At 55.9% G+C, this 21,858-nt stretch carries 23 protein-coding genes; 14 read left to right on the top strand and 9 right to left on the bottom strand.

What is annotated here, in order from left to right; all coding sequences use genetic code 11:
• The first annotated feature begins 28 nt into the window (after nucleotides 1-28).
• Nucleotides 29-574, top strand: coding sequence for a hypothetical protein (locus tag AC222A_RS03635; RefSeq protein WP_372759813.1), 546 nt, complete (start codon nucleotides 29-31; stop codon nucleotides 572-574).
• An 11-nt stretch (nucleotides 575-585) separates the two neighbouring features.
• On the opposite strand, the gene AC222A_RS03630 is transcribed toward AC222A_RS03635, so the two are convergent.
• Together AC222A_RS03630 and AC222A_RS03625 are read right to left on the bottom strand one after the other, a co-directional pair.
• Nucleotides 586-1,119: a response regulator transcription factor gene (locus AC222A_RS03630; protein ID WP_372749568.1), complete on the bottom strand. Its 534-nt coding sequence runs from the start codon at nucleotides 1,117-1,119 to the stop codon at nucleotides 586-588.
• On the bottom strand, nucleotides 1,112-2,380 hold the full coding sequence (locus tag AC222A_RS03625) for an ATP-binding protein (protein ID WP_372749567.1): 1,269 nt from the start codon (nucleotides 2,378-2,380) through the stop codon (nucleotides 1,112-1,114). Before AC222A_RS03625 ends, AC222A_RS03630 begins: the two co-directional genes overlap by 8 nt.
• A gap of 190 nt (nucleotides 2,381-2,570) precedes the next feature.
• Here AC222A_RS03625 and AC222A_RS03620 point away from each other — a divergent pair, with 190 nt between their 5' ends.
• Nucleotides 2,571-3,599, top strand: a complete 1,029-nt coding sequence (locus tag AC222A_RS03620; protein WP_486774642.1) for a transporter — start codon at nucleotides 2,571-2,573, stop codon at nucleotides 3,597-3,599.
• A 33-nt stretch (nucleotides 3,600-3,632) separates the two neighbouring features.
• Here AC222A_RS03620 and AC222A_RS03615 read toward each other — a convergent pair whose 3' ends face one another.
• On the bottom strand, nucleotides 3,633-5,150 hold the full coding sequence (locus AC222A_RS03615; RefSeq protein WP_486774641.1) for a fatty acyl-CoA reductase: 1,518 nt from the start codon (nucleotides 5,148-5,150) through the stop codon (nucleotides 3,633-3,635).
• 272 nt (nucleotides 5,151-5,422) lie between these two features.
• On the opposite strand from AC222A_RS03615, the gene AC222A_RS03610 reads away from it, so the two are divergent.
• The 11 genes from AC222A_RS03610 to AC222A_RS03560 all read left to right on the top strand — a co-directional run bounded on the left by AC222A_RS03610 (nucleotide 5,423) and on the right by AC222A_RS03560 (nucleotide 17,070).
• On the top strand, nucleotides 5,423-7,003 hold the full coding sequence (locus AC222A_RS03610; RefSeq protein ID WP_372748443.1) for a peptide chain release factor 3: 1,581 nt from the start codon (nucleotides 5,423-5,425) through the stop codon (nucleotides 7,001-7,003).
• Nucleotides 7,004-7,027: 24 nt separating this feature from the next.
• On the top strand, nucleotides 7,028-7,768 hold the full coding sequence (locus tag AC222A_RS03605) for a pseudouridine synthase (RefSeq protein ID WP_372748444.1): 741 nt from the start codon (nucleotides 7,028-7,030) through the stop codon (nucleotides 7,766-7,768).
• On the top strand, nucleotides 7,761-8,786 hold the full coding sequence (locus AC222A_RS03600; protein WP_486774640.1) for a class I SAM-dependent methyltransferase: 1,026 nt from the start codon (nucleotides 7,761-7,763) through the stop codon (nucleotides 8,784-8,786). The genes AC222A_RS03605 and AC222A_RS03600 overlap by 8 nt, the downstream gene beginning before the upstream one ends.
• A gap of 177 nt (nucleotides 8,787-8,963) precedes the next feature.
• Entirely contained in the window at nucleotides 8,964-9,239 is a 276-nt protein-coding gene (locus AC222A_RS03595; RefSeq protein WP_372748446.1) for a hypothetical protein, read from the top strand.
• Nucleotides 9,236-9,859 carry a gluconate 2-dehydrogenase subunit 3 family protein gene (locus tag AC222A_RS03590; RefSeq protein ID WP_372748447.1) on the top strand — a complete coding sequence of 208 codons (624 nt, stop codon included), beginning with the start codon at nucleotides 9,236-9,238 and terminating at the stop codon, nucleotides 9,857-9,859. Before AC222A_RS03595 ends, AC222A_RS03590 begins: the two co-directional genes overlap by 4 nt.
• A gap of 9 nt (nucleotides 9,860-9,868) precedes the next feature.
• On the top strand, nucleotides 9,869-11,572 hold the full coding sequence (locus AC222A_RS03585) for a GMC oxidoreductase (RefSeq protein WP_372758590.1): 1,704 nt from the start codon (nucleotides 9,869-9,871) through the stop codon (nucleotides 11,570-11,572).
• A 30-nt stretch (nucleotides 11,573-11,602) separates the two neighbouring features.
• A complete protein-coding gene (locus AC222A_RS03580) occupies nucleotides 11,603-12,463 on the top strand; it encodes a ThuA domain-containing protein (protein ID WP_372809561.1) in 861 nt (286 codons plus the stop codon).
• A complete protein-coding gene (locus AC222A_RS03575; RefSeq protein WP_486774639.1) occupies nucleotides 12,453-13,643 on the top strand; it encodes a Gfo/Idh/MocA family protein in 1,191 nt (396 codons plus the stop codon). The genes AC222A_RS03580 and AC222A_RS03575 overlap by 11 nt, the downstream gene beginning before the upstream one ends.
• Entirely contained in the window at nucleotides 13,640-14,689 is a 1,050-nt protein-coding gene (locus tag AC222A_RS03570; RefSeq protein ID WP_372759552.1) for a sugar phosphate isomerase/epimerase family protein, read from the top strand. The genes AC222A_RS03575 and AC222A_RS03570 overlap by 4 nt, the downstream gene beginning before the upstream one ends.
• Before the next feature lie 41 nt (nucleotides 14,690-14,730).
• Nucleotides 14,731-16,035 carry an MFS transporter gene (locus AC222A_RS03565; RefSeq protein ID WP_372749594.1) on the top strand — a complete coding sequence of 435 codons (1,305 nt, stop codon included), beginning with the start codon at nucleotides 14,731-14,733 and terminating at the stop codon, nucleotides 16,033-16,035.
• A gap of 27 nt (nucleotides 16,036-16,062) precedes the next feature.
• Entirely contained in the window at nucleotides 16,063-17,070 is a 1,008-nt protein-coding gene (locus tag AC222A_RS03560; protein ID WP_372765074.1) for a LacI family DNA-binding transcriptional regulator, read from the top strand.
• Nucleotides 17,071-17,143: 73 nt separating this feature from the next.
• Here AC222A_RS03560 and AC222A_RS03555 read toward each other — a convergent pair whose 3' ends face one another.
• The 5 genes from AC222A_RS03555 to AC222A_RS03535 form a co-directional block, all read right to left on the bottom strand.
• Nucleotides 17,144-17,797, bottom strand: coding sequence for a class II aldolase/adducin family protein (locus AC222A_RS03555; protein ID WP_372749592.1), 654 nt, complete (start codon nucleotides 17,795-17,797; stop codon nucleotides 17,144-17,146).
• A gap of 1 nt (nucleotide 17,798) precedes the next feature.
• Nucleotides 17,799-18,692 (bottom strand): protease HtpX, encoded by an 894-nt coding sequence (htpX, locus tag AC222A_RS03550; protein WP_372759014.1) that lies wholly within the window; start codon nucleotides 18,690-18,692, stop codon nucleotides 17,799-17,801.
• A gap of 13 nt (nucleotides 18,693-18,705) precedes the next feature.
• On the bottom strand, nucleotides 18,706-19,011 hold the full coding sequence (locus tag AC222A_RS03545; protein ID WP_372749535.1) for a hypothetical protein: 306 nt from the start codon (nucleotides 19,009-19,011) through the stop codon (nucleotides 18,706-18,708).
• A 90-nt stretch (nucleotides 19,012-19,101) separates the two neighbouring features.
• Nucleotides 19,102-19,824 (bottom strand): J domain-containing protein, encoded by a 723-nt coding sequence (locus tag AC222A_RS03540; RefSeq protein ID WP_372759013.1) that lies wholly within the window; start codon nucleotides 19,822-19,824, stop codon nucleotides 19,102-19,104.
• A complete protein-coding gene (locus tag AC222A_RS03535; RefSeq protein ID WP_372749533.1) occupies nucleotides 19,824-20,510 on the bottom strand; it encodes a VWA domain-containing protein in 687 nt (228 codons plus the stop codon). The genes AC222A_RS03540 and AC222A_RS03535 overlap by 1 nt, the downstream gene beginning before the upstream one ends.
• 69 nt (nucleotides 20,511-20,579) lie before the next feature.
• Between AC222A_RS03535 and AC222A_RS03530 the strand changes: the two genes are divergently transcribed.
• The gene (locus tag AC222A_RS03530) at nucleotides 20,580-21,548 is read left to right on the top strand and encodes a type II secretion system F family protein (RefSeq protein ID WP_486774638.1); all 969 of its coding nucleotides are present in this window, start codon (nucleotides 20,580-20,582) and stop codon (nucleotides 21,546-21,548) included.
• Here AC222A_RS03530 and AC222A_RS03525 read toward each other — a convergent pair.
• Entirely contained in the window at nucleotides 21,529-21,735 is a 207-nt protein-coding gene (locus AC222A_RS03525; RefSeq protein ID WP_372749531.1) for a hypothetical protein, read from the bottom strand. The genes AC222A_RS03530 and AC222A_RS03525 overlap by 20 nt on opposite strands.
• Between the last annotated feature and the right edge of the window lie 123 nt (nucleotides 21,736-21,858).

Here is a 21,858-nt window from a genome sequence, read left to right as displayed (position 1 = left end):
TTTCGCGACCCGATAGGGAGGTTGAAATATGTTACGGAAGATAACGGCAGGTGCTGCATTTCTTCTGGCTGGCGCATCCGCGCTGGCCGCAACACCACATCAAAACCCTCACGGCATGCTGTCCTTGCGCGCAGTCGGTCTGGTTGATCTGCCCGCGGAAGACGATGCAGGCTTTGCTGCCGGCTTAGGCTTTGGTGTTGGCTTGCATCTGAATCAGGTTTTTGTCGAGTACGATTACAGCAGGGTATTGGAGGTCGAGCCGGATTCGGAAGCTACCTTTATGAGCTTTTCCACGGCGTCGGGCGGTCAGTTGGTATGGCGGCCGGAGATCGACGCCTATGCCCACAGCGTTTTTGTCGGGCGCCGCTGGGGCCGGTTTGCCTTTGCAGAATTCAAGCTTGGGCACAGCTATCAGCGCTTTAAAGACGGTAGCGATGTGCTCGCAGAGGTAAATACCCCCGCTGCCGGGCTGGAGATTGGGCTCGGTGGATCCGCTGCCGGACTCGGTTTGCAATATTTGTGGCTCGGCGACAACTACAAGCAAGTATCGCTTAGCTTTCGGGCTTATTTTTAACTTGGCAAGCTTTACTGCCGCACCGGTTTTTTAAGCAGTTTGCGCTGCAGAGTGCGGCGGTGCATGCCCAATGCACGCGCGGTAGCCGAGACATTGCCGTCGTTTTCTGCCAATACTTTCTGTATGTGCTCCCACTCCACCCGCTCTACTGAGGGGGGATTGTCGGGTATTTCAACGTTGGCAGAGGTAGGGTTGTCGAAAGCCGCCAATATCTCTTTAAGTGAAGCAGGCTTGCACAGGTAGTTATAGGCGCCAAGACGCATCGCTTCCACGGCGGTGGCGATACTGGAATAACCAGTCAGCATGACGGTGCGGCAGTCGGGCTGGCGTGCCTGGAGCTGTTCAATCAGAGCCAAGCCGGATCGTCCCTCCATTTTCAGATCAACCAGTGCATTGTCGAAACGGTGACGGTGCAGCAGCTGTTCTGCCGCGTCTACATTGTGCGCGGTAAGCACGGTAAAGCCGCGCTTGGACAGCGCCCGTTCCATAACCTCAACAAATACCGGGTCGTCGTCTACCAGTAAGCAGTTTCGCTCATCAGCCATCCACAAAGACTCCTGCGCTGGGTAATCGCAATTCCACCCGGCTGCCGCGTGGGCTGCAATTGTGCCACAGCAACTTGCCACCATAGCGGTTGGCCGCAGCGTTGCTGACAAACAGGCCGAGGCCGAGGCCACGCCCCTTGGTCGAGTAAAAAGGGGTGCCCAGTTTGTCGGCGTGGGCGGCGGGAATACCGTCGCCCCGGTCTTCTACGGCGATAACCAGTTCTTCTCCCTGGAGAGATGCGGTGAGGGCCACGTGGTCGGGGCTGGCATCGGCGGCATTGTTGAGCAGATTGATAATGGCCTGCTCGAGGGTGGTATCCATGACCATCATGGCATCGCCTGGCAGCTGGATGTCGAAACGGGCGGCATGGATGGACGGCCTCAGCAGCTGCCAATGCTCCTTGAGTAGATCGAAAAATTTAATAGGCCGTATGGTATCCGTTGTGCCGACGCTGAAATCGCGCGCAGTGCTTGTCAGTCTGCCGAGAATGTCCTTGCACAGGTTGAGCTGCGAATCCAGTGTGGCGATGTCGCGGTGCACCGCCTCCGGCAGCTCAGGGTCGTCAAGCAGCTCGTCGGTCACAATGCGCATGGTCGATAGCGGTGTGCCTAGTTCGTGTGCGGTGCCAGCGGCCAGTGTCGCGATAGCCAGCAGCTGTTCGTCCTGCAGGCGCTGCTCTCGTACCTCGGCCAGCGCCTGGTCGCGGCCGCGCACGGCAGTGGCCATCTGCACCACAAAATAGGTGATCAGCAGCGCGCTTACCGCAAAGTTGCCCCACATGCCTAAAATATGGGGGTTCAGTGTTGAAGCGCCGTGGTGGGGTTCCAGTGGCGCCAGGGTGTCGTGAAAGAACAGCAGAAAACTGTAGGCAGAAACGGCGCAGGCGGTGACCAACCAGGTAAAGCGCCAGGGGAGGGTGGTGGCAGCAATACAGATGGGCACCAGGAAAAAAGAGACAAAGGGATTGCTGGCGCCGCCGGCCACGTAAAACACCAGTGTCAGCGCGGCGATATCGACCAGCAGGTGGGCGACGAATTCGCCGTCGGTAACCGGCCACGATTGGCTGGCACGCCACCAGGACAGCAGCGTAATCAGCCCCATGCAAGCGAAGATAATACCCAGTGTGCTAGTCGGGAGTGGCCATTCCAATACCTGCAGGGCAAACGCGGTGGTTGCGCACTGTCCGGCCAGAACCACGCTGCGTATCAGGCAGAGGCGCTTGAGGTTGAGTGGGGCAGAGTCGCGCAGTTCCTGAGTCACGGGCGAGGGCTTCTCGGGGGATGATTTCTCGGAGGAAGGAGCCTAGACATGAGTTACGGTGCCGGTATTAACGCAAGGGTGAAAAGTATACGGGTTACAGACAATTGCGCCAGTGCGTCAGTTTGTCGCATTTTTAACACTGTCTTAGATTGTTAGACTGGCGCGTTTTTACCATAGCGTAGGAACACCCATGATTACCCGCCTCGTCCCCCTGGTGTTGCTGTTGCCGGTGTTGGCACTAGCCGATGCTGTAGGTTCAATACCAGCAAGTATTGGCCCCACCTCCCACGCGCCCATTGGTGTCATGGGCGACCACACCCACCGGGCTGGCGAATGGATGGTGTCGTACCGGCTCATGGATATGGAAATGGATGGCCTGCGAGATGGTGATGATCAGATTTCCGCAGCACAGGTAACCGGTACCATGATGGCGCCGGGCGCCTATAGGGTTGCACCAACACGCATGACCATGAGCATGCAGATGCTGGGTGTGATGTATGCGCCCAGCGATTCGCTTACCCTGATGGCGATGACTTCCTATAAGGCCCACGAAATGGACCACATCACCCGTATGGGGATGCGATTTACTACCAAGGCGGAAGGGCTGGGTGACACCCGATTGGCCGGGCTGTTCAAGGTCTACCAATCTGCAGATCACAGCCATCATGTTCATGTGAGCGCAGGTCTGAGTGTGCCGACCGGGTCAATTGACGAGCGTGACGATACCCCCGCCATGGCCGATGCCAAGCTGCCCTATGGCATGCAATTGGGCAGCGGCTCCTATGATTTGATGCCGGGGGTGACCTATCAGGGCTATGCAGGGCATTACAATTGGGGGGCTCAGCTTGCGGCGGTCTTGCCGCTGGAGCGCAATGATAATAAATACCGCTTCGGTAATCGCGGGGCGGCCAGTGTCTGGGTGGCACGCAAGGCAAGCGATTATTTATCCTACAGCTTGCGTTTGTATGGTGAATCACAGGGCAAACTGGACGGTGATCGCGACGACCTGAACCCCATGATGGTAACCACAGCAGACCCCGATAATTATGGCGGAGAATATGCGTCTCTCAGCTATGGGCTGAATCTCTATCTGCCGGGAGGTGCTTTGAAGGGGCATCGGTTTGCGCTGGAATACACCATTCCCCTGTACCAGAAAATGAATGGTATTCAGCTAGAGCGCGAACCCAGCCTGAATGCCGGCTGGCAGCTGGCCTTCTAGCAGATAAAACCGGGGTCTGACCCCGGTTTTTGTTCAGGCAGCGTGGCGCGGTTTGGGCGCCGGCTTTTTATCACCCAAGGCATAGCAGTTCAGGCCTGCAATATGCACTTTGCGCAGGTAGTGTTCCCAGTCGATCAGTGCAGCATCTACTGGAAACAGGGCGTCCGGGCCCACCTCGCCCATGCGCTGTGCCAGCGCCAACAGGTTGTCGCTGTGAAACACATAGTTGGGCGTCGCGTAGAAGGCGAATATTTCTGCCAGCTTGTTCATGGCGTTGAGATTGCGCAGCAGTCGCATGGGTTGCGTCCGGCCCACCAATTTTAAGGTTTTGCCGGTTGTGCTGAGCGTGCGGCACAGCAGGTAAATCGAAATATCAAACAGTCGACGGTTGACCACTTTGAAAGGCTTGCGTGGTTCAACCTCGAACAGCTTTTCATAGGTGAGGTGATTTTCCTTGGCCTCAGCCATCAGGTGGTCGATGAAACTTCCCAGGGTCAGCGGGTTCCGCGCGCCACTGCAGGCCTGGTAAATGCGCTGGGCGCCCGGACGGGCAAGCAGCTCCCCAGCGGCCAAAATGACCGCGTTGGCCACCAGATCGGCAGGTATTACATCAATCACGCCACTGCGTTTGCCGGGGAAAAACACTACCTTCTGGCGCGCGTAAGCGAGCAGCACGGCGTCGGCTACTTTCACCCCTTCAATCCAGCCGGGGGTGGGCTCTTTTAAGGTACTTTCGATAATGGCTGGACGCACAATCGTCAGGTTTTTGCCGGCCAAGGCTTTGCGCAGATACTGCTCGCCGAGCCATTTGGTAAAGGTATAGGTATCGTTCCAACCACGACTGCGCGCTTCGCGTTCGCCGAGCAATACCAGCTGTTCTGCCAGCGCGCGGCCACGATACTGGGTGTTAAGCTCATCGATCTTGCCCTGCAGCTCGGTGATGACGGGGGCGATGTCGTAGCGCCCATCGGCATCAACTGGAAGTGCGGCTTTTGCGGGTGGCGCAAAGGATTCGTGTATATCGCCGCGATTAAAGCCGTTCACGTAGCAGGTGGAGACCTGCAGCACCGGAATGGCGCCACCGGCCTCGGAGAGCGCCACAATATTGTGCAGGCACAGGGTATTGATCGATAGCGCAATGTCCATGCGCTCGCGGAAGTTGACGCTGGCGGCAGAGTGAATAATCAGGTCGAGCTTGTTGGCTAGCTGATGAAAGACATTGTCGTCTAGCCCGAAACAGGGCTGGGTAACCTCGCCGGTAACGCAGCGTACTTTTTCGCTTAGTAGGCGTTCGTAGCGCACCCGGTCGTGCTGGCGCAAAGTGTTGAAAATGCTGGACGACGCTACCTCAGCCAGAAAGCGTTCGCGGGCAGTCGGGTTGGCGCGATTGCCGCGAATCAGCAGGTATATGCCGCCGATCGTCGGTAAATCCCGAAGCAGCTTCTCTAGCACCACCTTCCCCAGAAACCCGGTAGTTCCAGTAATAAGCACATGTTTGCCCGTGAGTTGGCGTTGAACCAGTCGCGGGGTGATGGGAGTTTGTGTAGTCATAGAGTTCTCCAGCAGTGAGCGCAGGGCGAGCCGACGGAAAGTGCTCGACAGAAGCGTAAGCCCCCAAAGTAAGTGGTTGGGATTGCAGGGGCGTTACAGGCATCCTGTTTGGCATCAGTAGGGTTTAATGCATTAAACGGGCCAGACGAAAAGCGGACGTACCAGAGCAGTTTCGTGAGTGGGCGCCATACTAGTGGATAAGAATCCGTGTAGACAGGGCGGCGGATCGGTATAATTCACGGCCATTTCACAGTCGATAGCGAAACCGATACATGAGCAGTTTTACCGACGCCGTAGCCCGACGCCGAACCTTTGCCATCATCTCTCACCCCGATGCGGGTAAGACGACTATTACCGAGAAACTCCTGTTACTCGGTCAGCTGATTCAGGTGGCTGGAACCGTCAAGGGGAAGAAGTCCGACCGTCATGCCACCTCCGACTGGATGACGATGGAGCAGGAGCGAGGTATTTCTGTCACCTCGTCAGTGATGCAATTTCCCTACAAAGAACGGATGGTCAACCTGCTTGATACCCCGGGCCACGAGGATTTTTCCGAGGATACCTACCGCACTTTGACCGCTGTGGATTCTGCGCTGATGGTGATAGACGGCGCCAAAGGTGTTGAGGATCGCACCATCAAGCTGATGAACGTCTGCCGCCTGCGCGATACGCCCATCCTGAGCTTCGTCAATAAACTCGATCGGGATATTCGCGACCCCATCGACCTACTCGACGAAGTTGAATCCGTGCTCTCGATCGAGGCGGCTCCCATCAATTGGCCTATTGGTATGGGCAGCGAATTCAAGGGTGTTTACAACCTGTATACCGATACGCTTCACGTGTTTAAACCGGGTCAGGGCAAAGTGATTGCCGACGATATACGCATTCAGGGTCTTGAATCTGACGAGGCAAAGGCCTTGCTGGGCGAGGAGCATGCAGACTATCTGGATGAAATCGAACTGGTGCGCGGCGCCAGTCACGCCTTTGATCTGGAGGCCTACCGAGCGGGTAAGTTGACGCCTGTATTTTTTGGTACTGCACTGGCGAATTTTGGCGTGCGTGAAATGCTCGACGGTTTTGTGGAATGGGCGCCGGCGCCACTGGCGCGTGAGACCGAGAGCCGCAAGATTGAGCCGGTAGAAGAAAAGTTCAGCGGCTTTGTCTTTAAAATCCAAGCCAATATGGATCCGCGCCACCGCGACCGCATCGCCTTCTTGCGCATCTGCAGTGGCAAGTACACTAAAGGCTTGAAAATGCGCCATGTGCGCCTGGGTAAGGATGTAAAAATCGCCGATGCGGTCAGCTTTGTCGCTGGTGATCGCGAGCTGGTTGAAGAGGCCATATCGGGCGATATTATCGGTTTGCACAACCACGGTACCATTCAGCTGGGCGATACTTTTACGGAAGGCGAAGATCTCAAATTTACCGGTATTCCGCACTTTGCACCGGAGTTGTTCAAGCGTATCCGTCTGCGCGACCCGATGAAATCCAAACAGTTGCAGAAGGGTTTGCAGCAGCTGGCAGAAGAGGGGTCGACTCAGGTCTTTATGCCGCTCAATAACTCAGACCTTGTTGTCGGAGCGGTCGGTGTACTGCAGTTTGAAGTTGTGGCCTACCGGTTGAAGGATGAATACAAGGTCGAGGCCATCTACGAGCCGGTAAATGTGCACACGGTGCGATGGGTAGAGTGCAAAGATGCGAAAAAGCTGGAAGAGTTCAAACGCAAATGCAGTGACAATCTCGCTGTGGATGGTGGTGGTCATCTGACCTACCTTGCGCCGACGCGGGTAAACTTGCAGTTGACCCAAGAGCGCTACCCCGACATCGAGTTTTTCGCCACGCGCGAACACTGATGAAATCCTGTGGTGGTAAGGCCCGTGACGAATAATCCGGCATCAGACAAGACGCTGCGGTTGGACAAGTACGTTGCCAGCGTCACGGATTTTTCCCGCAGCGATGTAAAGAAATTGATCAAGGCAGGTGATATAGAGGTTGACGGGCAGGTCGTCATCAACCCCGCCACCCTGGTGTCCAGCGATGCTCAGCTAGCGCTCGACGGGCAACCGTTGCGGGCGGCGACGCCGCGCTACTTTATGCTGCATAAACCAGCAGGTTTCGTCAGCGCCACTCGGGATAAGTGGCATCCAACCGTCATGGAGTTGTTGCACGAAGATAATCTGGAGCGGCTGCATATAGCCGGTCGGCTTGATGCAGATACCACCGGACTGTTGTTGATTACCGACGATGGCCAGTGGGCGCATCAGGTGATGTCGCCCAAGTCGCGCTGTTACAAGCGCTATCATGTAACGACGGAGGCGGATATTCCCGCAGCGGCGGTTGAGCGTTTCGCGCGTGGGCTTTTTCTCGATGAGGAGAAACGTCGCACGCTACCGGCACGGTTGGAAATCCTGTCGCCCCGGCAGGCCTGGTTGGAAATTTGCGAAGGCAAGTTTCACCAGGTGAAACGTATGTTCTCGGCACTGGATAACAAGGTGGTCGCATTGCACAGGCAGGCGGTGGGTGAATTGGAACTGGATGAAACCCTGGCTGAGGGCGAATATCGCGCGCTTACCGCAGATGAGGTGACGATGCTCGCCCGGGAAGCCGGCAATGACTGATGCGTCGCTTGAGTTGCTCTACCGTGCACTGGAGTCGAAGCCCGCCCGTGGCCTATTGCTGGCGGACGAGCAGTGTATTGCGGAGCCAGGTATACAAATTCCTGTGATCACCAATCGCGTGGATGTGGCGCAGCGCTTTCAGGCGGCGGGCTTCAATGCTGCGCTTTCTGATTTTGATCTGTCGGTTATCGACGTTGACTCCATCTACTATCGCGTCAGCAAAGAAAAGGCGCTGGTTCACCACCTGATAAACCAGGCATTACTGCGCTTGCCCATTGGCGGGGAGCTGGTTTTGACAGGTGAAAAAGGTGATGGACTTAAAACCTATGCAGACAAGGCGCGCACTCTGGTCGGTTCTGACAAGGATCTGAACAAGGGGCGCGGTGGTGCGTTGCTGGCGCGCATTCGCAAACAGCGTGAACCCGAGACTTCGCTGGATGACAGCAATTACCGTCAACTGTGTGATATCGCACCACAAGGTCATGTGGCCCTCTACAGCAAGCCCGGGGTCTATGGCTGGCAGAAAATTGACCGAGGGAGTCGACTGCTCATCGGTGCGCTGGGCGATGTGTTGGATAAAAACGGGGCGCAGGCACCGCGTGATGTTCTGGATCTTGGTTGTGGCTATGGTTATCTGACGGTAATGGCGCATCAGCGTTTGCCTGACGCTCGGTTTGTGGCAACAGACAATAATGTGACTGCGTTGGTGGCCTGCACGAAGAATATAGAGACCCACGCTATTTCCGCTCAGGTGGTGCCTGCCGACTGTGCTGATGGTATTGGCCAACAATTCGATCTGGTGTTGTGCAACCCGCCCTTTCACAAGGGCTTCGATATTCATGGCGATCTGACCCTCGCCTTTCTTAAAGCTGCGGCCGCACGTCTCGCTCCGGACGGGATGGCGCTGTTCGTGGTCAATCAGTTTATCGCGTTGGAGCAAAAGGCCGAGCCCTTGTTTGCCAGCTGTGAGCGCGCTGGCGAGGGCGAGGGTTTCAAAGTTTATTTGCTCAAGCGATAGGAGCCATTGGCTATAGCCTGGCGATGTTTTTGGGCGCAGGCTGAGGTTCCTTCCTTCCCTTGTCCCGGATGGGATTAGCCGCTATGATGTAAACGATTACAGCAAGTGCATCCCGCGAGGGCATAATAAAATGCAAAAACTGCCATACGAGACAGGGCTGCCCATGGAGTTCATGGTTTGAGTCGGCTCGCTGTCACGGGCCGACGAGCCCTGCTTGGTGCACTGATTGCGGCTTATCTTTATGCCGGATTGGGGGTCACCGCCGCGGCGTTTTACGAGCTATACCACCTTATCAAGATCGAATTCGTGTACTACTTCTACAGCGCCTTTAAGGCGGCCAGTTATTACTTGCCGCGCTGGGAGTGGTATTGGCTGTTTTGTGTGATGACCGGATTGATGATCAGTCTGCCCTGGTGGCAGTTTCTGAAGGCCCGACGAGGAGTGAAACCATGAATCGCAGGGAGTTTCTCGAATGTGCCGCTGTAATGGTGGGCGGGCTGTCGCTGCATCAAGTGGGCTTCAGTCTGTCGCAGGAGCAGCGGGTTTATCTGGCTACAGCGCCGTCGTATATCGCCAGAAAACCAGCGTATTTGAATGTTGCCCAGAAGAAAACGCTGGCCATGTTGACTGAAACGATTATGCCGCGCACGGATACACCGGGTGCTATCGACGCGGGAGTGCCACGCTTTGTAGAACTGATGGTGTTCGAATGGTTGACCGACGAAGAACGGTCGCTGTTCGTCGGCGGACTGAATGCGCTGATGAGCGAGACCGAAGCCACGCATCAAAAGCCTTACGAGCAACTAGCCGAAAAGCAACGCGTGGCGATTCTGGAAGATCTGGAAAAGGCCGCCGGCGATTCCGCCTGGTATGACATTGGCAGCGCCGCAATGCGTGATTTTATCAGTGATGCCCCTTTTGTCTGTCAGCTGAAAGAACTCACGATCTGGGGCTTTTTTACTTCCGAAGTGGGTAGCAAGCAGGTGCTGCGTTATGAGGCGATGCCGATGAAGTTCGATGGGCACCGTTCCCTCGATGAAGACGACAGCAGCTGGGCGACGCCGTTCATATAGGAAGACAATATGCTTCACACTGCCAATTATGATTTCGACGCAATTGTTGTGGGCTCAGGTATCACCGGTGGCTGGGCGGCGAAAGAGCTGACCGAAAAAGGTCTGAAGGTACTTGTTCTGGAACGCGGAAAAGATCTTCAGCACAGCGTGGACTATCTCGGCGAACACGCGCCGGACTGGAAGTTGCCATATCAGGGTAAAAGACCGCGAGAGCTCTACCGAGAAGAGTATCCGGTGCAAAGCAAGAGCTATGCATTTAGCGAGGCAACGCGCCATTTCTTCAACAATGACAAGGAAAACCCCTACGTTCGCGATGAGGATAAACCCTTCGATTGGATTCGCGCCAATGTGGTGGGGGGGCGTTCACTGTTATGGGGGCGGCAGACTTATCGCTGGAGCGAACAGGATTTTCAGGCAAACGCCCAGGATGGTCATGGCATTCCCTGGCCAATTGGCTACAGCGATCTGGCGCCCTGGTATAGCTATGTAGAGAAGTTTATCGGTGTGAGCGGTGAGGCTTTGGGATTGGATGAGCTCCCCGATAGTGAGTTTTTGCCGCCAATGGGTATGCATAAAATTGAGGAGACTATTAAAGGGCGACTTAAAAACAAGGCGCCAGACCTCAAAATGACTATGGGGCGGGTGGCCATTCTGACCGAGGATCACAACGGTCGGGCGGCCTGTCATTACTGCGGACCCTGCCATCGCGGTTGCTCTACCGGCAGCTATTTCAGTTCTCAGAGTTCAACGCTGCCGGCTGCGAGAGCCACGGGCAACCTGACCTTGCGTCCTAACTCTGTTGTGGAAAAGCTAATCTTTGATCCGGCGACCAAGAAGATCAGCGAAGTACGCGTTATTGATAGCCAGAGCGGAGAGCGCCACGCCTTTCGTGCGCGTATTGTGTTTTGCTGTGCATCAACGGTGGGCTCAACGCAATTGTTACTGCAGTCAGCGTCAGAACACTTTCCCCATGGCCTGGGTAATCGCAGCGGCGCGCTGGGTCATTACCTGATGGACCACGCACTGGGAATGGCAGCGCTGGGTTTTTTCCTCGACGATATGGACAGCTATTATTTCGGCAATCGCCCGAATGGCACGTATATCCCACGTTTTCGCAACCTCGCTGGTAAACCCGCCAGCGACGATTTCCTGAGAGGCTACGGATTCCAGGCCAATGTGATTCGCATGGACTGGCGGACCGGGTTCAACCAGAAAGGTTTTGGTGCTGGTCTTAAAGATTCATTGCGCAAGCCGGGACCGTGGGTATGGGCACTATCGGCCTTTGCCGAATGTCTGCCGGACAGCCGCAATCGTTTGTATTTGCATCCCACGAAAAAAGATCGCTTCGGCATTCCTCAAGTTGCCTTTGATGCAGCTTGGCGCGACAACGAGCATAGATTATGGGGTGATGCGGTCTCTCAGGCTGATCGGATCATGAAGGCCGCAGGCGCCGTGTTTAGTATTAAGCAGGAATCCATTGAGGCACCCATGGGGGCCGGCATTCACGAGATGGGTACTGCGCGAATGGGGAACGACCCGCAGCAGGCTGTGCTGAACGCCTACAACCAGGTGCACGATGTTCCGAACCTGTTTGTGACGGACGGTGCCTGCATGACCTCGTCGTCGTGTGTTAATCCATCACTGACTTATATGGCGCTTACCGCGCGCGCGTGTGATTACGCGGTAAAACAAATGCAGGCTGGTCTTGTCTAGCGCGTGATTAAAAGGGGAAGGAAACAAGCAATGAAAACCTGGCTTAAACGTATTTTATTGAGCTTGATGGTCTTGGTCGTCGGCGCAGTGGGCTATGGCTATTACCAGCTAAAATCGGTCGGTCTCATACCACGCAAGGATTATGACACCGTTGCGCCGGTACTACCGGAATTCAAAAAGCCCGCCGTGCTGGTATTCACCAAAACCAACGGGTTTATTCATAAAGATGCTATTCCCGTTGCAAAGCAGGTCTTCAAGTCGTTGATCGAGCAGCAGGGCTGGCAAGCCTACCTGACTGATAACGCTGCAGTGCACTCGCCTGAACTGCTGAAGCGATTCGATTTTATTATCTGGAATAATGTGTCTGGCGATGTACTGACCGCTGAGCAGCGAACAGCCATGAAAACCTGGATTGAAAATGGCGGTGGCTGGCTGGGTGTGCATGCCTCCGGCGGCGATTTTTCCTATGACTGGGAGTGGTATGTACAGACTCTGATAGGTGCCCAGTTTATAGGCCACACCATGGATCCGCAGTTTCAGAACGCCGATGTTATTGCCGCCGACCCCTCCCTGCTGATTACTGCTCATCTGCCCAAGCCCTGGAGGGTAAAGCAGGAAGAGTGGTACGCCTTTGACCAGAACGTTCGTGATAAGGGCTATGAGGTTCTGTTGACCCTGGATGAATCTAGCTATCACACAGCGGGTGAAACCTGGCTGGGCAATGACAGTATGCCGGGTGAGCACCCTATTGCGTGGCGTCATACCGTGGGCAAGGGTCGCGTGTTCTACAGTGCCATCGGGCACCAACCGGCCACGTATGAATATCTGGAATATCAAGCCTTTCTGCGTAAGGCAATGCACTGGGTCAGGGGGCGCGACGGTGACCAATAAGCGCAAAATCCGCATGGGTATGGTGGGTGGCGGTCCCGGCTCGATGATCGGCCCCATTCACCGTATGGCTGCTGCCCTTGATGGTGAGATTGAGCTGGTGTGCGGTGTGTTTTCCAGCGACCCGGAAACGTCGCGAAGGGCAGCTGCACAGTGCTATCTGCCAGCCGACCGCTGCTATGACAATTTCCGAAGCATGATGGAATCAGAGGCGCGTTTGCCAGAAGGCGAACGGATGGACTTTGTCGCGGTGGTAACGCCTAATCATCTGCACTTTCCAGTGGCCGAGGCGGCACTGAAATGCGGTTTCCATGTGCTGAGTGACAAGCCGGCGACACTGAATTTGGATGAGGCGCTGGCGTTGCACTCGCTGGTGAAGGACAGCGGCTTGTTGTATGGGCTTACCCATACCTACGCTGGGTATCCGATGATCAAGCAGGCCCGCGAAATGGTAGCTGCGGGCGCCCTTGGGAGCGTCAGGAAAGTCTTGGTGGAATATCCCCAGGGCTGGCTGTCTGACGCGGGGATTGAGAACAGCAGTAAACAGGCGCAGTGGCGTCTCGATCCGACGCGAGCCGGTATCAGTAGTTGCGTGGGGGATATTGGCTCCCACGCGGCCCACATTTGCGAGTACGTCACGAGTAGTGCGATCTCCGCTATCTGTGCCGATCTGGGCAGTGTTGTGGCTGGCCGTAGCATGGACGATGACGCCACCATCATTCTGCGTTTTGACAACGGCGCGCGCGGGGTGTTGATTGCCAGTCAGATCTGCGCAGGTGAAGAGAACACGCTCAAACTGCGGGTATACGGCGAGCGCGGCGGTCTGGAATGGTCGCACGCTGATCCAAACTCGCTGTTGCACAAACCGTTGGAGCAGCCTGTGCAGATCCTGCGTGCCGGCGGCCCCGGGTTAAGCAACGCTGCGCAGGCCAACTGCCGGACCCCGGGCGGTCACCCGGAAGGTTATCTGGAAGCTTTTGCCAATCATTATCGAAATTTCGCCGGCCAGGTACGTGCCCGCCTGCAAGGTCGGCCGGTCAGTGCGGTGGAAGCCGATGTGCCGGACATACACGACGCGCTGCGTGGTATGCGTTTTATTGAAGCCACCGTGGCTGCGTCGACCTCAAACCAGAAATGGGTGGAGCTTCAGCCGCTTTGCGCATTGCAAGGAGATCAATCATGAAAGGCCCTGCCATTTTTCTGGCGCAGTTTGTGGGCGACCAAGCCCCATTCAATTCACTCGATGGATTGTGTCATTGGGCGGCGGATCTGGGCTACAAGGGTATCCAGCTTCCTACCTTTGAGCGCGGTCTTATTGATCTGGAAACCGCAGCAGAGAGCCAGGACTACTGCGACGAGCTCAATGGTCGCGTGGCTGCCGCAGGGCTTGAAATTTCCGAACTGTCGACGCATTTGCAAGGACAGCTGGTGGCAGTGCATCCAGCGTACGATGAAATGATGGATGGTTTTGCGGTGCCTGCGGTTCGAGGTAATCCGGCAGCCCGCACTGCCTGGGCGATTGAACAGCTTAAATTGGCGGCCAAGGCTAGCCAGAGGCTGGGTTTGACTGCCCATGCCACATTTTCCGGAGCACTGCTGTGGCATACCTTTTACCCTTGGCCGCAGCGTCCGCCGGGATTGGTGGAGACCGGATTCGCCGAGCTGGCAACGCGTTGGCGCCCCATATTAGACGCCTTCGATGAGGCGGGCGTTGATTGCTGCTTCGAAATCCACCCTGGCGAAGACCTGCACGATGGCGCCAGCTTTGAGCGCTTTCTGGCAGCCGTAGATCATCATCCACGTGCGAATATTCTCTATGACCCCAGCCATTTGATTTTACAGCAGCTGGATTATCTGGCCTTTATCGACCTATACCACGATCGCATCAAAGCCTTTCACGTAAAAGATGCGGAGTTTCGACCCAATGGCCGCAGTGGTGTTTACGGCGGTTTTGAGGGGTGGGTCGATCGTCCAGGTCGTTTTCGGTCTCTGGGCGATGGCCAGATTAACTTTGGCGCAATCTTCAGCAAGTTTGCACAGTACGGTTATGAGGGGTGGGCCGTACTGGAGTGGGAATGCTGCCTTAAGCACCCGGAAGACGGTGCGCGCGAAGGAGCTCCCTTTATTCGCGACCATATGATCCGGTTAACCGATCGAGCTTTTGATGATTTCGCCGCGGTGGATTCCGATGAGGCCTTCAATAAGAGATTGCTGGGTCTCGTCGATTGAGCGCGTTGCAAAAATAACATAACAGTGAGGCAGAACGAGCCATGGTAGAAAATCTGGATAAAAAGCGACTATTTCTCGTGGGCAATCTGTCCATCTTCATGATTGGGCTTGGCTTTGCCGTGCGTGCAAGCATTGCCTCGGATATACAGGGAGATATCTTTAACGAGCTGGATCTGGCGCGATCGGCTGGGCTCGTTGGTGAGGTGTTGGGCGCAACCTTCATAGGGTTTGCGCTAACGCTGCTGTTTGGCAGTGCGCTGGTGGACAAGGTGGGCATGCGCGCCATGCTGCTGTTTTCTGCTGTGGGCTACATTGTTGGTAGCGTGCTGGTTGTCGCAGCGTCTTTCATGCCCGTTTCCTCCCTCAGTTATTGGCTGATCTTTGTGGGCTTTCTGCTCACTGGTTTGGGTTGGGGCGCCGTAGAAGCTGCCAGCAATCCGATGATTACGGCGGTTTACCCCGAGGAGAAAACGCATCGTCTGAATATCTTGCATGCTTGGTGGCCTGCCGGAATTGTCGTCGGCGGCATTGCCGGGCTTGGCTTTTCCGCGCTGAATTTGCCTTGGCAAACCAACCTGCTGATGTTGATTGTGCCGGGCGCTGTGCTGGCTTACCTTACTTTTTCAACCGTTTTTCCGGTTACTGAGCGGGTGCAGTCAGGCGTGTCCTACGGCGATATGTTCAAGGAGTTGTTTCGTGCGCCGAGCTATTTCATCTGGTTTTTTGCGATGATGATCACTGCCGCTGCTGAACTGGCGCCGGGTCAATGGGTGGATCTGGCGTTGACCCATGTGGTGGGTATGCAGGGTATTCTGGTGCTGATTTACGTGAGCATGCTGATGTTTGTCATGCGTCATTTTGCTGGTGCCATTGCCAAGCGAATTTCGTCTGTCGGGTTACTGTTTGTAGGGTGTATTTTTGCAGCCACCGGTCTGTACGGTCTGAGCCTTTCTACGTCACCGCTGACTGCCTTTGCCTCCGCCACACTATGGGGCATCGGCGTCTGTTATTTCTGGCCCACCATGCTGTCGGTAGTGAGCGAGCGATACCCTCGCGGTGGTGCGTTGTTTCTCGGACTGACAGGATTTGCTGGTGGGTTATCTATCCAGTTTGTCCTGCCGCAGATGGGTGCGATTTTTGACGCTGCGAAATTGGAAGCTGCCGGTGGTGTGGAACGTCTTGCCACACTCAGTGGGGAACAGATGGACGCCGTATTGCGCTATGCATCGGTGGAATCTTTTCAGGCGGTCGCCTTGCTACCATTGATCCTTTTGCCGGTATTTGGCGCAATCTGGTTGCGCGATCGGTCCCGTGGTGTAGCATCTACTGCCATTGAATCGCAGTAAGCCGTTGCGCTCGTAACGAGGATTTTCATGGTTACCATCAAAGACGTTGCGAAATTGGCCGGCGTATCTATCGCAACGGTGTCGCGCACATTGGCTGAGCCACATAAGGTGTCGGAGAAAACCCGCGACAAGGTGATGGAGGCCGTTGCCTCCAGTGGTTATGTCACCAATACCCTGGCGCGAAATTTTCGTCGCCGCCGCAGTAACACCGTGGTGGTGTTGGTGCCAGATATTGCCAATCCCTTTTTTGCCAATATTATTCAGGGCATTGAGCGGGTTGCGAGCCGGAGTCAGTACCGGATTCTGTTGGGCGATACCCAGGGCAACGAGAGTAGCGAGCACGCCTACGCTGAACTGGTGTCGCAGCGGCAGGCCGACGGTGTGATCTGCTTGGGGCGCAATATTCCCTTTCCCTATCGCAAGGGGCGAAAAACCCTCGACCCCGACTGGCCGCCATTTGCCATGGCTTGTGAGTATCACGGCGAAATTCCTGTGCCGACGGTCTGTATTGACAATGTCGCTGCGGCTGCAGAAGCAATTAATCATCTCATCGAGCTTGGGCACCGCGACATTGCGTTTATCAATGGTCCGGCGGATTCCCCTTTGTGTGACGACCGCATGCTGGGATTCCGACAGGCGATGCAGGCGGCGCAGCTTCCGGTCAACAGTCGCTGGCTGAAAAGCGGAGATTTTACCTTGGCGTCGGGTTATCGCTGCATGGAGGAACTCTTGACGCTGTCACGTCGTCCTACCGCGCTGTTTTGTGCTAACGACGAAATGGCGATTGGAGCCATGCAGGCGTGTCGGGATGCCGAACTAAGTTTGCCTGAGGACATGTCTGTAGTCGGGTTTGATGATATTGCCTTTGCGGCGTATTCCCACCCCCGGCTGACCACTGTAAATCAGCCGCGCAACCGGATTGGCGAACAGGTGATGAAGATGATGCTGGCGATGCTGGCGGGTGAGAACCCCACTGAGTCTAGGCTGGTGTTGCCACATGAATTAGTTGTTAGGGAGTCGACGTGCGCGGTGTAACACCGGCCACTAGACTACCGTCCCGTCACCCCCTCAGGAGTCTTGACATAATCCCGTGTGCGCATCGCGTGGCTCAGTCTTGCTGGCCGTAGCTTCCGAACTTTTCCAGTACTTCCCGCATTTCCCTGTCAGTCAGTAGCTGTGGTTCGCCGATAGCAAGACATTGGTAGTAGCCTGCCGCAAGGTCTTCCACCTGAATCGCCAGATCCAGCGCCGCATGGGGCGTGGCGGCATACGCGATCTGACCGTGGTTGGCCATCAGGCAGGCGCTGCGGTTGCGCAGCGCTTCTACAACCAGTGTCGCCAGTGTGTCGGTACCAAAGGTGGCGTAGTCGGCGCATTCTATGGAGTCGCCGCCAGCAACGGCAACCATATAGTGATAGGCGGGAATGCCTTTGCGCAGGGCGGCAAGGGTGGTCGCAAAACGTGAGTGACAGTGCACGATGGCGCCGGCATCTGGGTAGTGGCGATAGATGGCGTTATGCATATGCCACTCGCTCGAGGGCTTCAACTGACCTGCAGGCGTGTTGCCACTATCATCGACAAAAACCAGATCGTCTGAGGTGGCGTTAGCGCAGGCTTGGCCCGTGGGGGAAATCAACATGCCACCAGCGACGCGAACAGAGGCATTGCCGGTACTGCCCGGGCTAAGCCGGGCAGTACCGAGATCGTGCAAGGCGTGACACAGGGCTACTCGCTCGGCGTTGAAGTCCTGTATCGGCTCCATATTACTGGGCGCCGTAGCGCAGGGCCTCAATGCGTTTTTCCAGCGGTGGGTGGCTGCTGAAAAGCTCAGCCAGCGATTGACCCTTGGCCTTGCGGATACCAAAGGCGGTCAGTTCGCCAGGCATATCACCGGGGTCAACGCCCTGTTCGGCTTGCAAGCGCTGCAGGGCGGCAATCATTGATTGCCGATCGGCCAGTGTGGCGCCTGCGTGATCCGCGCGAAACTCGCGCCAGCGCGAGAACCACATCACGATGGCGGAGGCCAGTATGGCCAGCAACATCTCGGTGATCATCACGACAATATAATAGCCAAAGCTGTAGCCGCGCTCGGTTTTAAATACGACCCGGTCGATGGTGTGGCCGATGACGCGAGCAAAGAACATCACGAAGGTATTCACCACACCCTGAATGAGCGTAAGGGTCACCATATCGCCGTTGGCTACGTGGCCAATCTCGTGGGCGAGCACCGCTTTTACTTCCTCGGGACGGAAGCGTTGCAGGAGCCCGGCAGACACTGCGACCAGTGCATCGTTGCGGTTCCAGCCAGTGGCAAAGGCGTTGGAGCTGTGGGAGGGAAAGATGCCCACTTCCGGCATTTTAATGCCGGCTTTGTCTGACAGCTCTTGAACCGTTTGTATCAGCCAGCGCTCTTCGCGATTGCGCGGCTCTGTGATGATCTGGGTGCCGGTGCTGCGTTTAGCCATCCATTTGGACAGGAAAAGCGAAATGAGTGAGCCTGACATGCCAAAGATGCCGCAGAACACCAGTAAGGCGGTCATGTTGAGATCCACCCCGTTGGCTTGCAGGTAGCCGGAGAACCCCAGAAGGTTCATAACCGTGCTTGCAACAATCAGGATGGCAAAGTTGGTGACGAGAAAGAGGGCGATTCTGAGCATCGACGTGATTCCGTTAGCCTTGTTCGGCTGATATATGGGGGCGATCAGTGGTGGTTTCAAGCGGCGCCTGGTCGTCCTCAACCATTGGCAGCGGGATGTCTGACGCTTCAACCTGTGGATTACCGAAGTCGTCCACCTCGCATTCGAGATAGTGGGCGCGCAATTCCATGTCCTTGGAGCTGAGTTCAAATACCATATTAATAGCATCGACCTTGTCGGCGCAGCGAAATACGACGCGCCGGTCCCTGCCGTCTGTCCATTCCTTTTGCTTGTTCAGATAGTGGCCGTGCTGGTTTTGAATCACAAAGGTTTTAGGCATAGCGGTTAGGTTGAGTCCTCATGGTTACAGGTTAACGTAGAGAGATGTCAATTCGCGTATTGTCTCTGAAAATAGCGCTGCAGGTAAGTATTACTCATCCAGCAGGATATCTTTGGCCAGGTTGATCTGCGACGCCAGATAGTCGTTGCCGCCGCGATCCGGGTGCAGTTTTTGCATCAGGCTGCGATGGGCTTTGATAATGGCATCGCGATCTGCGTCCTCGGTCAAACCGAGGACCGCCAGTGCCTGCGCGCGTGTCATGCTGCTGCCGGCATTTGATTGATTGGACTGGGATTGGTTCCAGTTGTCGCCAAATCGGTATTTGAAATAAGCATTGAGCAGATTAATGCTGTCTTGGTCGTTCTCGCAGCTCAGGTAAAGTTGTTGCAGCTCTTCCTGCGATAACGAATCCAGTGTTTTACCGGCAAAGCTGCCCTGCTTAACGGTCCCGCTGAGGCGGTTGCTGTCGTGATCCATACGCATCTGCAGCCAGTCAGTTTCTACTTCTGAGGTGTTGCCGCCACTGGCACCTTGCCCTGCAGCGCTGGCTTTGCGTTGATGTTGTATGAAAGGAATCATCCGAATCAGTAGAGGAAAGGCCTGGCGTACGAAGGGCAGCAGCGCGCCGATGAGCGCGCCAATCCAGTGGACCCGGCCGGTTAGAGCCAGTAGCACCAGCGCGCCGGCCAGTACGGTTACGGTCAGGGTGAAATAGTATTTGCGGCGATCGGCGGGCGGCTTGCTGTTGGTTCGGCGCACCACGGTAATAATCGCAAACAGTACCGCACCGGCCAATAATAATCGCAATAACACTACAGCTGCTCCAGTAAATGTCTGGCGGCATTATCCTGTAATTTGCGCAGGGCATCCACGCCGCCGCTGGCATAGCTTGCGACAGCGCGTAGCAAATCCCGCAATTGGGCGGCGCTGGCCGCATCAAAGCGCGCATAAGCGCCACCGCTGAGCTTGGCCAGGCGTTTGAAAACGCGGGTGACATCGCCGTCACTGCCTTCCTGAAAAAGAAACAGGGGTAGCTGACGCAGGCCGCACTCGCCGGCGAGACCGCACAGAGCGTCGACGGACTCTTCCACGGCGTCGCCGATAAAAATCACCGCCTTGAGCTTTTCCTGCTGGTGTTCAGCGAGGCAGTGACGCAAGAGGGTATGAATCTGGGTATAGCCTGCAGCGCAGCGTACGCTGACCATTTCGTCGTGTAACTGGCCGGGGGAACGGCCCCAGGGGCTGGCATGGAATTGTCCGAGCCCTCGGTAGTAACACAGTTGAATGCTCAGGCCACCCAGCGTTTTGCTGGCGTCGAACATTTCGCCGTGCAGGGCCCGTGCCTGATCCCAGGTGGGCTGGCGGCTGGCGGTGGCATCGAGTGCAAACACTAGTCTGCAGCCGCTAACACCACGTTTTGCGGGCAGTTTCTCGGCTTTATCGAGAAATGACGCAATGGCTTGGCTGGATGAGCGTTTTTCGGGGAAACTCTCGGTCACCGCATTCTCCTGTACCCTGCAAGCTGTGCTAAAGTCCGCTTAATTATACAGATAACACGAAAACTCCCTATGGAATCCACTCCTTCTTCGGTTATGGGCTGGCAGGATATTTCCTCAGCACACCGAGAACGCCTCTTCAAAACGCTCAGTGAGCAGCAAACTGGCGACAGCGACTGGGATCAGGTTTTTGCGCTGATGCGCCAGGGCCAGCGGGCTGCGGAGCAGGCGGATCTGGGCGATTTGGCAGATCAGTTCGCCGCCGGCCAGCATCTTGTGATCGATGAACTCAAGAAAGGTGGTCGTTTTTACGAATGGGAGCTGCAGTTCATGCAGTTGGGCATGGCTACCGGTGCCTTGTCCCTGGTGTACGATCGAATAGCCGCTCACTACCGCCTGCTGGGCGCCTTTCTTGATGAGATGCGCCGTAACCTACTGGCACCGGTCGTGATCATGCTGGCGCTTATTGTGGGTATGCCAGTAACCAGTTTTGCACTGGGAGAGATCAGCCTCTATGCAGCACTGGGGAATTTTCTGTTGGCATTGCTGCCGGGGATTGTACTGGTTTGTGTCGTGCCGCTGTCGCTGATGGCCTATCGCTCAGGTTGGGTGCCGGACGGGCTCAAGGGGCTGGTGTTTCGATTGCCGGGGATTGGTCGTTTACTGGCGCGCTACCAGACCTTTCATTTTCTGAGCCACCTCAATTTGTGTATTGCGGCTGGCTTTACCTTGCCTCAGGCTTTGAAGCACGCCGCGCGCCGGATGCCAGGAACCCCGATGAAAGCGCGTTTTCTGGGAGTGCATCACGCGGTGGAAGGTGGCGACAAATTGTCGGCTGCCCTGCAGAACAGCAAGATCCTGGACGGTGTTGCGGTGCCGGGGCTAGCCAGTACGGCGACTGCACTGGATGCCCAGATTGCACTGACCAAAGCGGTGTACGAGGACTGTGTTGCGCAGGCGGAATTCTGGTCGGGCGCGCTGCCTTGGCTGCTATTGGCACTGGCGCCTTACGTCGTGCTGATTAATGCCGTGTCGTTGTAGAAGGCGCCAGAACCCTTTTCTTACCACTCAGTTCGGCCATTTGATCCAGGTAATGCTTGCGCGCCAGCAATTCCGTCTCGATCTTGCGCCGTTCCCGAGCGCTTTCCCACTCATCGTTCTTTAATAGATCCAATAACTTGCGGCTGCACAGCGCCTTTACATTCAAATCTTTTTCCTGGGTCTTCATAAGTCTCTACCTTGTTCTTGTCTGCCTTTGTAGTGACGTGTATTTTGCGTGCTTTAAATGACACCCAAATGACAGGGTGAGTTCCCATGTCGCCCGTGGTAAAACTGCCGCTCCCAGGCGTGA

This window comes from Litorivivens sp. (assembly GCF_057445395.1).
Note: the sequence above shows the minus strand (reverse complement) of the source record. Positions and strands in the feature narration are given on the sequence as shown.

What these genes read in the sequence shown, in the direction of transcription:
- AC222A_RS03635 (WP_372759813.1), top strand. Translation starts at nt 29, where the DNA reads ATGTTACGGAAGATAACGGCAGGTGCTGCATTTCTTCTGGCTGGCGCA.
- AC222A_RS03630 (WP_372749568.1), bottom strand. Translation starts at nt 1,119, where the DNA reads ATGGCTGATGAGCGAAACTGCTTACTGGTAGACGACGACCCGGTATTT.
- AC222A_RS03620 (WP_486774642.1), top strand. Translation starts at nt 2,571, where the DNA reads ATGATTACCCGCCTCGTCCCCCTGGTGTTGCTGTTGCCGGTGTTGGCA.
- AC222A_RS03615 (WP_486774641.1), bottom strand. Translation starts at nt 5,150, where the DNA reads ATGACTACACAAACTCCCATCACCCCGCGACTGGTTCAACGCCAACTC.
- AC222A_RS03610 (WP_372748443.1), top strand. Translation starts at nt 5,423, where the DNA reads ATGAGCAGTTTTACCGACGCCGTAGCCCGACGCCGAACCTTTGCCATC.
- AC222A_RS03600 (WP_486774640.1), top strand. Translation starts at nt 7,761, where the DNA reads ATGACTGATGCGTCGCTTGAGTTGCTCTACCGTGCACTGGAGTCGAAG.
- AC222A_RS03590 (WP_372748447.1), top strand. Translation starts at nt 9,236, where the DNA reads ATGAATCGCAGGGAGTTTCTCGAATGTGCCGCTGTAATGGTGGGCGGG.
- AC222A_RS03585 (WP_372758590.1), top strand. Translation starts at nt 9,869, where the DNA reads ATGCTTCACACTGCCAATTATGATTTCGACGCAATTGTTGTGGGCTCA.
- AC222A_RS03580 (WP_372809561.1), top strand. Translation starts at nt 11,603, where the DNA reads ATGAAAACCTGGCTTAAACGTATTTTATTGAGCTTGATGGTCTTGGTC.
- AC222A_RS03570 (WP_372759552.1), top strand. Translation starts at nt 13,640, where the DNA reads ATGAAAGGCCCTGCCATTTTTCTGGCGCAGTTTGTGGGCGACCAAGCC.
- AC222A_RS03565 (WP_372749594.1), top strand. Translation starts at nt 14,731, where the DNA reads ATGGTAGAAAATCTGGATAAAAAGCGACTATTTCTCGTGGGCAATCTG.
- AC222A_RS03560 (WP_372765074.1), top strand. Translation starts at nt 16,063, where the DNA reads ATGGTTACCATCAAAGACGTTGCGAAATTGGCCGGCGTATCTATCGCA.
- AC222A_RS03555 (WP_372749592.1), bottom strand. Translation starts at nt 17,797, where the DNA reads ATGGAGCCGATACAGGACTTCAACGCCGAGCGAGTAGCCCTGTGTCAC.
- htpX (WP_372759014.1), bottom strand. Translation starts at nt 18,692, where the DNA reads ATGCTCAGAATCGCCCTCTTTCTCGTCACCAACTTTGCCATCCTGATT.
- AC222A_RS03545 (WP_372749535.1), bottom strand. Translation starts at nt 19,011, where the DNA reads ATGCCTAAAACCTTTGTGATTCAAAACCAGCACGGCCACTATCTGAAC.
- AC222A_RS03530 (WP_486774638.1), top strand. Translation starts at nt 20,580, where the DNA reads ATGGAATCCACTCCTTCTTCGGTTATGGGCTGGCAGGATATTTCCTCA.
- AC222A_RS03525 (WP_372749531.1), bottom strand. Translation starts at nt 21,735, where the DNA reads ATGAAGACCCAGGAAAAAGATTTGAATGTAAAGGCGCTGTGCAGCCGC.